The organism is Vibrio sp. TRT 1302 (genome assembly GCF_050113875.1).
Taxonomy (GTDB): Bacteria; Pseudomonadota; Gammaproteobacteria; order Enterobacterales; family Vibrionaceae; genus Vibrio.
The window spans coordinates 62,695-75,123 of record NZ_JBNJOF010000015.1 but is presented as its reverse complement, the minus strand read 5'-3'; the positions used below and the strand labels follow the sequence as shown (position 1 = coordinate 75,123).

Here is a 12,429-nt window from a genome sequence, read left to right as displayed (position 1 = left end):
CGGACTTAGTGTTAATCAACGACAAACCGAAGTTTGCCCACAGTTAAAAGTGATTAACCTAGTTGACCAACGAATGGGTTCGCGAAAGTGAATAGAAGTGCGATTACGATACCGATCATAGGAACCGCATCAAGTAGACCAGCGATGATGAACATCTTAACTTGTAGCATAGGAGCCATTTCTGGTTGACGTGCAGCACCTTCAAGGAATTTACCACCTAGAAGTGCGAAACCAATCGCTGTACCAAGAGAAGCAAGACCGACGATAATACCTACGGCGATTGCAGAAAAGCTCAGTAAAGTTTCCATTACTATCTCCAATTTATAGTTGTTGGCTAGTGCCCAAATAAAAAGCTTTTAAAATAAAATTAATGATCACTGTCTTCGTGTGCCATTGACAGGTAAACAATTGTCAACATCATGAACACGAAAGCCTGAATCGTAATAACCAAGATATGGAAGATTGCCCACGGTAGTGAACCCATCCATTGTAAGTACCATGGTAGCATTGCCGCACAAAGAATGAATACAACCTCACCTGCGAACATGTTACCGAATAGACGCATACCAAGTGATAGAGGTTTCGCTAGTAGCGATACAACTTCAATTAGTAGGTTAAACGGAATCATCACTGGGTGATTAAATGGATGTAAAGCAAGTTCTTTTGCGAATCCACCTAGACCTTTCACTTTGATGCTGTAGTAAATCATCAGAGCAAAAACGCCTAGAGCCATAGCCATGGTGATATTAACATCAGCTGACGGTACAACCTTAAGGTAAGGAATACCAAGCCAATGCTCTGCTGGGTAAGGTAAGAAGTCGATCGGAACTAAGTCCATCACGTTCATCAAAAATACCCAACAAAAGATAGTCAGTGCTAAAGGCGCGATCAGTGGGTTGCGTCCATGGAACGTGTCTTTGACGTTTTCCGCGACAAATTCAACGATCATTTCAACAAAACACTGAAGCTTACCCGGTACACCCGCTGTAGTTCTCTTCGCTACTTTGTAAAAAATTCCTAAGAAAATTAAACCAGTAAACCAAGAAAAAAACAGGCTATCGATATGTACGTTCCAGAAACTTGCTTCATCCGCTACCAATCCTAACTTAGCTAAAGAAAGATTTGATAAGTGGTGGGCAATGTATCCGGATGACGTTAGCGCTTCACCTGGCGCAGCCATAACTCATCCTATTTTTTGTTGTTAATGAATAGCACTGGCGCACAGATATTAATACCTAGAGCCAGCAAATAGGTTAGCTTTAGGGGAACAAGTTCCACCTGCATATACATGTAGGCAACGGTAAAAAGAACTACCGTAATGAGGATTTTAAGTACTTCGCCTGTGTAGAAAGAGGCCGCGATACGCTTTGCAGCGCGAGCTCCGCTAAACATAAAAGCACACAGCGCAAATACCGCATTAGCAATAACAAATATGCCACCACCAATCAGCGCTGAAAGTCCCCATTCAGCATTCACAGCAACCGCCATTCCTGCTGCCAATAGTGTAACCGCGCTAAGCTGGATCATTAACAATTGCTTTGCAAGCTCTCGTCCTGGTCTAGCTAACGCAGCTACCATGTATTCGTACCTCTAGTAAAATCCACAGCTTAACTACCTCAGGGCTGGGAAATTGGCGAAAATTATACGGTGAGCCAAACTGATTGCAATTAAAACACCGCAAAAAGTTACAATTTTGTTTACAAACCGACAACTTTCGCACAAAAATTCGTTTTTTACATATATTGACTGAGATCAATTATCTCATTTAGCTTTCGAGCTTGGCAATTAGTTGCTCTAATTTGTGAGGTTCATCAAGACTAATCGTTACTTTCGACTTGCCGTTACTGCCTCTCACAATTGCCACTTTACCACCAAGCATTTCACTCAATTTTTGTGACATTTGTTGTGCTTCAGAGTCTTGCGGCTCATTTTTCGCTTCAGGCTCTGGCTGTAAGCACTTTTTAACTAATTGCTCTGTCTGGCGAACCGTCATTTTCTTCTTTGCGACCAGTTGAGCAATCTCTACTTGTTGCTCACCTTCTAGCGCCAACAAGGCTCTAGCATGCCCCATATCCAGTTGATGGTTCGAAACCAAACTCTTTACGTCATTTTCGAGCTGATTTAGACGTAATAAGTTACTCACCGCAGCACGAGATTTGCCAATAACGTCGGCAACTTGCTGGTGAGTAAGATTAAACTCTTCCTGAAGTCGATCGAGTGCCATCGCTTCTTCGATAACATTCAGATCTTCGCGCTGAATATTTTCGATCAAAGCCATTGCGATTGCTGCGCGATCGTCGACATTTTTCACCACACACGGCACTTGTTTTAAACCGGCTTTACGGGCAGCTCGCCAACGACGCTCACCAGCAATAATCTCGAACTTATCGCCTTGAACCTGACGCACAACGATAGGCTGAATAATTCCTTGAGACTCGATTGAAGCAGCGAGTTCTTCCAGAGCTTCTGGCTCCATCTCTTTACGTGGTTGATAAACTCCAGGTTTCAGGGAGTTAATATTCAAATCAGTCAGATTGCCATCCGATGAAAGCTCTTGGCTGTGCAGGGCACTCTGTTGCTTTTCACGCGCTAGTGAGCTGGTAGAAAGCAGGGCATCAAGCCCTTTACCTAAACCACGTTTAGACATGAGACGGAATTCCTTTGGTTGTCGTTATGCAGGGACTTCTTCGCGGCGAAGCATTTCTCCCGCCAAGGCTAGGTAAGCTTTTGCGCCCGCAGAGTATTTGTCGTAATACATAGCAGGCTTACCATGACTTGGCGCTTCTGCTAAGCGAACATTGCGAGGAATAACAGTGCGGTACACCTTGTTGCCAAAGTGCTTTTTAAGTTGATCAGATACTTCGTTTGATAGCCTGTTGCGAGGGTCATACATAGTGCGCAACAACCCTTCAATTTTTAGATTCTCGTTAACAACAGCTGCCAACTTGCTAATCGTATCCATTAACGCGGTTAAACCTTCTAGTGCAAAATACTCACACTGCATTGGAACCAAAACCGAATCAGCTGCGGCCATAGCGTTGATTGTAAGAAGGTTTAGAGAAGGAGGACAATCGATAAAGATGAAATCATAGTTATCGCGAACTGATGCCAACGCATGCTTTAAACGAACTTCACGAGCAAAGACTTCCATCAGTTTGATTTCAGCGGCCGTCACATCGCCATTCGCGGCAATTAAGTCATAGTTGCCTGAGGTTTTACGGCATACAACTTCTTCAAACGGAACTTCTTCAACTAAGAGTTCGTACGCAGTGGCATCGACTTGATACTTGTCGACACCACTCGCCATCGTGGCATTGCCTTGCGGGTCGAGATCAATCACCAAGACCTTACGTTTAGTCGCGGCCATCGATGCGGCTAGGTTGATACATGTTGTTGTCTTACCAACCCCGCCTTTCTGGTTGGCGATTGCTACAATTTTTCCCACAATGAACCTCGCTTTTATTCCTTGCGCGATAAGATTACTAGATGACGCTCACCTTCCAATTGAGGAACGCTCAAAGCTTTGATGTCGGTCACAGAACACCACTCAGGTAGCTGCTCAATCTCACTCTGTGGTAATTGTCCTTTCAGAGCCAGGAAACACCCGCCATCCGTTTTTGGCAAATGATGACACCACTCAACCATATCAGTCATCGATGCAAATGCTCGGCTCAGTACAGCATCAAACCGCTCTTCAGGTTGATACTCTTCAACTCGACTTTGAACCGGAGTCACATTTTCAATTTTAAGTTCATGCAGAACCTGCTTGATAAAGCGAATGCGCTTACCAAGGCTATCAAGTAGCACGAATTGTTTGTCTGGGTTCATTATCGACAAAGGAATACCAGGCAAACCAGGGCCGGTACCTACGTCAATAAAGGAATCACCTTGCAAGTGAGTACTAACAACAATACTGTCCATAATATGCTTAATAAGCATCTCTTGTGGATCTCGAACAGACGTTAGGTTGTAAGCTTTGTTCCACTTGTTGAGCATTTCGACGTAGCCGACGAGTTGATCACGTTGCTGCTCTGAAACGTCAAGAGTCGTTTGAGCTATTAGCGAATCGAGTTGAGTGCGTAATTGAGACATTACTCTTCCTCACCTTTTTTCAGCATGCCATGCTTTTTCAAATGAACCAGCAAAATTGAAATTGCCGCAGGCGTGATGCCAGAAATACGAGAGGCAATGCCCAACGTTTCTGGTTTGGCTTCGCTTAATTTAGCAACAACTTCATTAGATAAACCTTTTACAGAACGGTAATCAAGCTCAACAGGAAGCTTAGTGTGCTCATGACGAAGAGATTTCTCTATCTCTTCTTGCTGACGTTTGATGTAGCCTTCGTACTTCACTTGAATTTCCACTTGCTCAGCGGCTTGTTGATCTTCAAGAGCAGGAGCGAACGCTTCCAATTCTGTCAGTTGCGAATAACTGATCTCTGGACGACGAAGAAGATCTTCACCACTCGCTTCACGAGCCATTGGTGTTTTCAAAAGATCATTAAGCGCATCAACACCTGTAGATTTAGGATTCATCCAAATCTCTTTTAGACGCTGACGTTCTGTCTCCATATTGTCGATTTTTTGGTTGAAGCGAGCCCAGCGAACATCATCAATTAAACCTAAATCTCGAGCTTGCGCAGTCAAACGCAAATCAGCGTTATCTTCACGCAATAGCAGACGATATTCCGCACGAGAAGTGAACATACGGTAAGGTTCTTTCGTTCCCATCGTCGATAGGTCGTCAATAAGCACGCCCATGTATGCCTGATCACGACGAGGGCTCCAACCGTCTTTGTCTTGGCTGTACAAACTTGCGTTAAGACCTGCCATCAAACCTTGTGCAGCGGCCTCTTCGTAACCGGTCGTGCCGTTGATTTGGCCAGCAAAGAACAAACCATTGATAAACTTAGTTTCATACGTTTGTTTCAAATCACGAGGGTCAAAGAAATCGTACTCAATAGCGTAGCCTGGGCGAACGATATGAGCGTTTTCAAAACCTTTCATTGAACGAACAATTTGTACCTGAACATCAAATGGCAAACTTGTCGAAATACCATTTGGATACAACTCATGGGTATCAAGACCTTCAGGCTCGATAAAGATTTGGTGACTGTTCTTATCCGCAAAACGCATCACTTTGTCTTCAATTGAAGGGCAGTAACGAGGTCCAATACCTTCAATAACACCAGCGTACATTGGGCTGCGATCTAGGTTATTACGAATAACGTCGTGAGTCTGTTCGTTAGTATGCGTGATGTAACATGGGATCTGACGTGGATGCTGCGAGCGATTTCCCATGAATGAAAAAACAGGCGCAGGGTTATCACCATGCTGAACTTCTAACTCTGAAAAATCGACACTACGGGCATCAATACGTGGAGGTGTACCCGTTTTTAGTCGATCTACTCGGAATGGCATTTCACGAAGACGATCAGCAAGGGCGATCGATGGTGGATCTCCCGCACGACCACCTGACGAACTTTCCATACCGATGTGGATCTTACCACCGAGGAATGTTCCTACTGTCAGTACAACCGCCTTGGCTTGAAAGCGAAGACCCATTTGCGTCACGACACCGACCACTTGATCCTGCTCTACGATCAGATCATCAACCGACTGTTGGAACAACGTCAGATTTGGCGCATTTTCGAGTGTGCGACGGACATACGCTTTGTATAACGCGCGGTCTGCTTGAGCGCGAGTTGCACGTACCGCAGGACCTTTAGATGCGTTAAGTGTTCTAAATTGAATACCCGCATGATCGATCGCTTCGGCCATTAGGCCACCCATAGCATCAACCTCTTTCACCAAGTGGCCTTTACCGATGCCACCAATAGCTGGGTTACATGACATTTGGCCAAGTGTATCGATGTTGTGCGTGAGTAAAAGCGTCTTTTGCCCAGTACGAGCAGATGCGAGTGCGGCTTCCGTTCCTGCGTGACCGCCACCCACAACAATGACGTCAAATTTTTCGTGATAAAGCATGAACCGACCTCAGATATTCAATAGAGAGTTGGATAGAGAAAAAGAGCGCTATTCTACCTTCTTTCAACGAGAGAGAAAATGCTTTTGACTCTTTTCATATAAAGGAGCAAATCACTTATATATATAAGATCTATATATATGATCTTTTATTAGATCTATTATTAAGATCGCCCTCTTCTGTGGATAACTCAAAAATGATCAACAAGATCATGGATCTTCTTTGGATCATATCATGTGATCTTACCTTGATCAGATCGAGGATTAGTTGGGATCAAAAATGATGGTTATTCACAGGGGTAAAAAAGGATCAGAGTTGTTATTGGGATAACTATAGGTTAATCACCGGATAGATCTAACTTTATCCACAGCCTGAGTGGCTAAAATATGAGCAAACAGTACACAGGGAAGTAAGAAAAGTTATTCACAAAGCAGTAGTAGATAGGAAAAGTGGCCCTGAGAATGGCCACTTTGTTAGCGATTAGAGTTGTGGAATTAGTTCATTCAGCCATTCTTCTGCTGCATCTTCAGGCACATCATGACTGAGCACATCAATGGTTAAACAATCAGTAATAGCTGTTGCGCCTATGTCTTCAAGAAGTTGATGGGCATGCAAACCTGCGGCACAGAAGGTGTCATAACTTGAGTCCCCAATTGCGATTGTCGCAAACTTCACTTCACTCATTTTAGGTGGGGTATCTTGTAGCGCTTGAATAAATGGACGGATATTATCTGGATATTCACCCGCACCATGAGTCGACGTGATAATCAGCCAAGTGCCTTGATTCTCTATCTCAGATAGCTGAGGTTGGTTATGGATCTGAGTTTCGAAGCCATTCTCAACTAAGATATCACTGAGGTGATCACCTACGTACTCTGCGCCACCTAGCGTGCTACCTGTAATAATATGGATCATGAATGTTCCTTTTTAATGACGAAAAACGCGGCTGGTGGAGCCGCGCTTGATGTTATTTACCGATACAGAAAGAAGAGAAAATACGACCGAGTAGGTCATCAGAACTAAACTCGCCAGTAATCTCACTGAGATGCTGCTGGGTGATGCGTAGCTCTTCAGCTAAGATTTCTCCGGCCATGTAACCTTCTAGTTGCTGCTGGCCTATGTCCAAGTGCTCAGCGGCTCTATCTAGTGCTTCTAGGTGGCGACGTCGAGCCATAAAGCCTCCTTCATGCCCACCAGCAAAGCCCATACACTCTTTGAGGTGTGTGCGCAGAGATTCAACACCCGCTCCTGTTTTGGCTGATAGACGAATAAGAGTAGGATCATTGACATGACATATACCCAGTTCCTCACCCGTTTGATCGGCTTTATTGCGGATCACCGTCATACCAATATTGCTTGGTAAACGATCGACAAAATCTGGCCAGATTTCGATCGGATCGGTGGCATCGGTTGTCGTACCATCAACCATAAACAGTACGCGATCAGCTTGACTAATCTCTTCCCATGCTCGTTCAATACCGATTTTCTCTACTTCATCAGATGCGTCACGTAGGCCTGCTGTATCGATGATATGAAGAGGCATACCATCGATATGAATATGCTCCCGAAGCACGTCACGTGTCGTACCGGCAATGTCTGTTACGATGGCGGATTCTTTACCTGAGAGTGCATTGAGTAAGCTTGATTTTCCCGCGTTTGGTCGGCCTGCAATGACAACTTTCATCCCTTCGCGCATGATTGCACCTTGATTGGCTTCCTTACGGACCGCAGCAAGATTGTCGATGATCGTTTGCAAGTCGGCAGCAACTTTGCCATCAGCTAAGAAGTCGATCTCTTCTTCAGGGAAGTCAATTGCAGCCTCAACATAGATACGCAAATGAATCAAAGATTCGACTAATGTGTTGATTCGTGACGAGAATGCGCCTTGAAGCGACTGTAACGCGGATTTTGCGGCTTCTTCTGAACTTGCATCAATAAGGTCAGCGATAGCTTCTGCTTGAGCTAGGTCTAGCTTATCGTTGAGAAAGGCGCGTTCAGAGAACTCACCAGGACGTGCTGTTCGTATCCCTGATATTTTGAGGATACGTTTGATCAGCATATCCATAACTACTGGCCCACCATGTCCCTGAAGTTCTAATACATCTTCTCCGGTAAACGAATGGGGATTTGGGAAAAACAGCGCAATACCTTGATCAAGCTGGCTACCATCTTCGGCTGTGAATGGCAGATATTCAGCGTATCTAGGACGAAGTTCTTTGCCGGTAATTTCCAGCGCAACCTTTGATGCCAATGGGCCGGATACTCGAATAATGCCGACGCCACCACGACCAGGGGCGGTTGCTTGAGCAACAATGGTATCAGTTGTCATAAATGTGCCTGTCTTATTTGTATGCCGATAGTGGCAAATCATGTTTAGCTGAATTGTAATCAGCTCAAATAAAAAAGGCGACCTTTAGGTCGCCTTTCACAGTTAATTCCGCTTAAAGGTTACTTAGAGTGTAAGCCTTTTTTCTCCAGCGCTTTGTAAATTAGCGACTGTTGAATTAGCGTTACTACGTTCGATACTAGCCAGTAAAGAACCAGACCTGATGGGAAGAACAGGAAGAAGAAGGTAAACATAACCGGCATGAAGGTCATGATCTTCTGTTGCATCGGATCCGTTACTGTTGTTGGGCTCATCTTCTGAATCATGAACATAGATGCACCCATCAGCAGTGGCAAGATGTAGTACGGGTCTTGTGCTGAAAGGTCTGTGATCCAACCAAAGAATGGTGAATGACGTAGCTCTACAGATTCCATTAGCGCCCAGTACAGTGCAATGAAGATTGGCATTTGTAGAATAAGAGGTAAACAGCCACCTAGTGGGTTCACTTTCTCTTTCTTATACAGTTCCATCATCTCTTGGCTCATACGCTGACGGTCATCACCGATGCGTTCACGCATTGCTTGCAACTTAGGTTGAAGCATACGCATTTTCGCCATAGAGGTGTATTGCGCTTTTGTTAGCGGGTACATAGCGCCACGAACAATGAAGGTTAGACAGATGATTGCCACACCCCAGTTGCCCACAAAGCTTTGAATGAAAGAAAGCAGTGAGTGAAGTGGTTTAGCGATGAACCATAGCCAGCCGTAATCCACAACTAGATCTAGATTTGGTGCAACTTGAGCCATCTGATCTTGTAGTTTTGGACCAACCCAAAGTGTTGCTTGAAGTTTGGCACTGTCACCATCAGCAATCGTTTTGTTCGGCATACGCACACCGATATCGCCAAGGTTACCAATAACACGAGTGTAAAGGTTTGTGCCTGGTTCGTTGCGAGGGATCCATGCTGAGGCAAAGTAGTGCTGAATCATGGCTGCCCAACCTTGGCCGTCAATTAGGTTGAGAGACAGGTTGCGATCTTGCATGTCTTCGAAGCTGTACTTCTTGTAACGAGTATCTTCTGTTGAGTACGCACCACCACGGTATGTTGGCATTGTGATGCTACCACCAGCGTCAAGTAGATTTTGACGTAGGTGAGCGTACATACCGAATGTCGCATTAGTACCTGACTTGTTTACGATATCGTATTCAACGTCAACTGCGTAGCTGCCACGTTTAACAATGAATGTCTTCGTGTACTCAAGGCCATTGGCCGTAAATGTCATAGGAACGCGTAGTTCGTCCTGGCCATCAGTTAGAGTGAAGCTATCACCGTTTACTGCATATAGAGGGCGGTTAGTGCTGCTAAGGTCGATACCTTGAGGACCAACTAGACCACTCTGAGCAATGAACTGGTGTCCTGGCTCGTTTTTAAGCAGTACGAATGGATCCGCTGAATCCAACTCGTTTGAGTATTGGTTAAGGTCTGCCTGAATAACATCACCACCAACCGTATCAATCGACAGAGTCAATACATCAGTTGTCACGGTAATCGTTTTAGCAGAAGCTTGCTGCGCTGGAGCTGGATCTAGCTCGTCCGCAAAAGATGGTGCAGGTAGAGTACTGCTTGATTGAGCCTGCTCAACCGGCTGAGGCGTTGGATTCTTTGCAACTTGCCATTGCTGGAACAATAAGAAAGAAACCAGTGCTAGCGCGATTAACAGGATATTACGTTGAGAATCCATCGTTATTTATCTCTGTCTTGTTTTTGGACTGGTGGAACGGGGTCATACCCCCCTTCATTCAAAGGATGGCATTTTAATAGACGTTTGCTTGATAACCAACACCCTTTTACAAAACCGTGAGCTTTCAACGCTTCAATGGCATAAGTAGAACAGGTTGGAGTAAAACGACAACGCGGTCCAATAAGCGGACTAATTAGGCCTTGATAGAGACGGACAAATCCGATCGCTAACCACGTGAAGGGCGAGACAGACGCTGCCATAACTTATCAAATAGTTTGAATATTTCTTCATTGCTCAAATCTTGCGCGCTTTTCTTGGCAATAACAACAAAATCTTTGTTAGCAAGTTGATGTTGATTGTTACGAAAGCTTTCACGAGCAAGGCGCTTAAAACGGTTACGACCTACTGCGGTTTTGATCTGTTTCTTGGGAACGGCTAAACCTAGTCGAGGATGAGATAGGCTATTTTTACGAGCAATGATGGTGAAATGAGGTGAGCCAGCTCGATGAGCTTGCTGAAAGACATTTTGATAATGCTCGGGAGTTAACAAACGTAACTCCCGATTGAACGTGTACGTATTCAAAATAAACTAATGATTATTTTGATAGGCGCGCACGGCCTTTAGCACGACGTGCATTAATTACTTTACGACCGTTCTTAGTTGCCATGCGAGCACGGAAACCGTGAGTACGCTTGCGCTTTAGAACTGTAGGTTGAAAAGTGCGTTTCATGATAATTACCTTTACTGATCAGTAGTTTTAGGTCAATGTTAACCCGGCGTGGGCGCTTAACGTCTTCTTTATATATAAAGAGGACTAACCGACGCCTCTCAACAAAGAGGCGGAATTGTAATCACAGTCACACAAAGTGTCAATCTCTGTGCGAGTGCTAAATTCCGGCCGAGCGATTATACGTAGTGTGAGCAAAATCTCAAGGATCGATCGATCCTTGTTGATGATCTTTACTCAGCGCCTACCTGTCGTAGGAACTTTTGCAAACGAGGATCTTGTGGATTAGTGAAAATATCCTGTGGAGAACCTTGCTCAACAATTGTTCCTTCCGCCATAAAGATCACTCTATCAGCGACCTCTCTAGCAAATTGCATTTCGTGTGTAACCACCAGCATTGTCTGATGTTTTGTTGCTAAGTCCTTCATTAAATTAAGAACTTCGCCAACCCATTCGGGATCAAGTGCTGATGTTGGTTCATCAAATAGCAGCAACTCTGGTTGAAGTGCCATAGCTCGACCAATACCCACACGCTGTTGTTGGCCCCCTGAAAGCGCCGCTGGATAACTATCGCCTTTATCGCCTAGGCCGATGTCATCGAGAATCTGCTGAGCGCGCTGTAATGCATCACTCTTCTTCCAACCGCGCACGGTCACTAAGCCTTCAGCAATGTTCTGTCTCGCTGTCATATGCGCGAATAGGGCATAGTTTTGGAATACGAAGCCAGTTTTACGTCGTAGAGCCAATACTTCTGATTTAGAGTGTTTTTCAGCGTTGACGCTGACGTCATCGATGGTAATGATGCCTTTGTCCGCATTCTCTAAAAAGTTTACAGTGCGCAAAAGAGTCGATTTTCCTGTGCCACTCGAGCCGATAATGACAATGATCTCACCCTGGTTGATCTCAATATCAATGCCTTTTAATACTTGTGTATCACCAAAGCTTTTATGGATGTTCTCTAATTTGATCATCTTACGTATGCCTTATTCAATTTAGCTTCAGCCCAGATTTGAATGCGAGTCAGGATAACCACTACACCCCAGTAGATTAGCGCTACCGCCAAGAAGGCTTCAAAAAATCGGAAACTCGATGAGGCTTCCATTTGCGCTTTAGCCATGATTTCAGCCACACCTAAGGTAAAAGCAAGCGAGGTTGATTTAATCATATCGATGAAGTAGTTCATCAGTGATGGCAGCGCTACGCGTGTGGCTTGCGGTAGGATGATACGACGCATTGCTTGAGTCGTCGTCATGCCGACTGACAAGCTAGCTTCCATCTGACTGCGATCAATACCAATGATGGCTGCTCGAATGCTTTCGGCCATATATGCAGCGAAGTGTAAAGTTAAGCCAATGACCGCTGCACTAAATGCATCTAACCCCACTAACCATGGGAAGACTTGAGGCAGTCCGTAGTAGAGCAAAAACAGCTGCACCAATAAAGGCGTACCGCGGAAGAAGCTAATATAAAGCTGGCTCAGCTGATCGAGAACCGGGATGCGAAACACGCGAATATTGGCCAGAATCACGGCAAGGAACAGTGAAAATACCAGTCCCCATGTCGCCATTTCCATGGTTGTGCCCAAATACTTAAGCAGTATCGGCATTAGATCCAGCATGTAATTAAAATCGAATCCCATAACGTGTCC

Annotated in this window: 15 protein-coding genes; all 15 read right to left on the bottom strand. The window is 44.8% G+C overall.

All coding sequences use genetic code 11. The features are described 5' to 3' along the window. Positions 1-53: 53 nt before the first annotated feature. Positions 54-308: a F0F1 ATP synthase subunit C gene (atpE, locus tag ACQEXP_RS15895; RefSeq protein ID WP_002540812.1), complete on the bottom strand. Its 255-nt coding sequence runs from the start codon at positions 306-308 to the stop codon at positions 54-56. 59 nt (positions 309-367) lie between these two features. Further along, complete coding sequence (gene atpB, locus ACQEXP_RS15890; protein ID WP_006879253.1) at positions 368-1,180, bottom strand: F0F1 ATP synthase subunit A; 813 nt, start codon at positions 1,178-1,180, stop codon at positions 368-370. A gap of 8 nt (positions 1,181-1,188) precedes the next feature. Continuing rightward, a complete protein-coding gene (locus tag ACQEXP_RS15885) occupies positions 1,189-1,578 on the bottom strand; it encodes a F0F1 ATP synthase subunit I (protein WP_239928256.1) in 390 nt (129 codons plus the stop codon). 187 nt (positions 1,579-1,765) lie between these two features. Further along, on the bottom strand, positions 1,766-2,647 hold the full coding sequence (locus tag ACQEXP_RS15880; protein WP_269378255.1) for a ParB/RepB/Spo0J family partition protein: 882 nt from the start codon (positions 2,645-2,647) through the stop codon (positions 1,766-1,768). A gap of 24 nt (positions 2,648-2,671) precedes the next feature. Continuing rightward, the gene (locus tag ACQEXP_RS15875) at positions 2,672-3,445 is read right to left on the bottom strand and encodes a ParA family protein (protein ID WP_269378256.1); all 774 of its coding nucleotides are present in this window, start codon (positions 3,443-3,445) and stop codon (positions 2,672-2,674) included. A gap of 14 nt (positions 3,446-3,459) precedes the next feature. Beyond that, positions 3,460-4,092 carry a 16S rRNA (guanine(527)-N(7))-methyltransferase RsmG gene (gene rsmG, locus ACQEXP_RS15870; protein WP_426970901.1) on the bottom strand — a complete coding sequence of 211 codons (633 nt, stop codon included), beginning with the start codon at positions 4,090-4,092 and terminating at the stop codon, positions 3,460-3,462. Then, a complete protein-coding gene (gene mnmG / locus ACQEXP_RS15865; protein ID WP_426970900.1) occupies positions 4,092-5,987 on the bottom strand; it encodes a tRNA uridine-5-carboxymethylaminomethyl(34) synthesis enzyme MnmG in 1,896 nt (631 codons plus the stop codon). Before mnmG ends, rsmG begins: the two co-directional genes overlap by 1 nt. Positions 5,988-6,465: 478 nt before the next feature. Continuing rightward, a complete protein-coding gene (gene mioC, locus ACQEXP_RS15860; RefSeq protein WP_269378260.1) occupies positions 6,466-6,900 on the bottom strand; it encodes an FMN-binding protein MioC in 435 nt (144 codons plus the stop codon). Between the two features lie 52 nt (positions 6,901-6,952). Then, positions 6,953-8,314 (bottom strand): tRNA uridine-5-carboxymethylaminomethyl(34) synthesis GTPase MnmE, encoded by a 1,362-nt coding sequence (gene mnmE, locus ACQEXP_RS15855; RefSeq protein ID WP_269378262.1) that lies wholly within the window; start codon positions 8,312-8,314, stop codon positions 6,953-6,955. 119 nt (positions 8,315-8,433) lie between these two features. Beyond that, positions 8,434-10,053, bottom strand: coding sequence for a membrane protein insertase YidC (gene yidC / locus ACQEXP_RS15850; RefSeq protein WP_426970899.1), 1,620 nt, complete (start codon positions 10,051-10,053; stop codon positions 8,434-8,436). A 2-nt stretch (positions 10,054-10,055) separates the two neighbouring features. Further along, positions 10,056-10,313, bottom strand: a complete 258-nt coding sequence (gene yidD / locus ACQEXP_RS15845) for a membrane protein insertion efficiency factor YidD (protein WP_138972864.1) — start codon at positions 10,311-10,313, stop codon at positions 10,056-10,058. Continuing rightward, complete coding sequence (gene rnpA / locus ACQEXP_RS15840; RefSeq protein WP_239928257.1) at positions 10,280-10,603, bottom strand: ribonuclease P protein component; 324 nt, start codon at positions 10,601-10,603, stop codon at positions 10,280-10,282. Before rnpA ends, yidD begins: the two co-directional genes overlap by 34 nt. A gap of 46 nt (positions 10,604-10,649) precedes the next feature. Next, positions 10,650-10,784, bottom strand: coding sequence for a 50S ribosomal protein L34 (gene rpmH / locus ACQEXP_RS15835; RefSeq protein WP_005378825.1), 135 nt, complete (start codon positions 10,782-10,784; stop codon positions 10,650-10,652). A 230-nt stretch (positions 10,785-11,014) separates the two neighbouring features. Beyond that, positions 11,015-11,752 (bottom strand): amino acid ABC transporter ATP-binding protein, encoded by a 738-nt coding sequence (locus ACQEXP_RS15830; RefSeq protein ID WP_426970898.1) that lies wholly within the window; start codon positions 11,750-11,752, stop codon positions 11,015-11,017. Beyond that, complete coding sequence (locus tag ACQEXP_RS15825; RefSeq protein WP_138972861.1) at positions 11,749-12,420, bottom strand: amino acid ABC transporter permease; 672 nt, start codon at positions 12,418-12,420, stop codon at positions 11,749-11,751. The genes ACQEXP_RS15830 and ACQEXP_RS15825 overlap by 4 nt, the downstream gene beginning before the upstream one ends. Between the last annotated feature and the right edge of the window lie 9 nt (positions 12,421-12,429).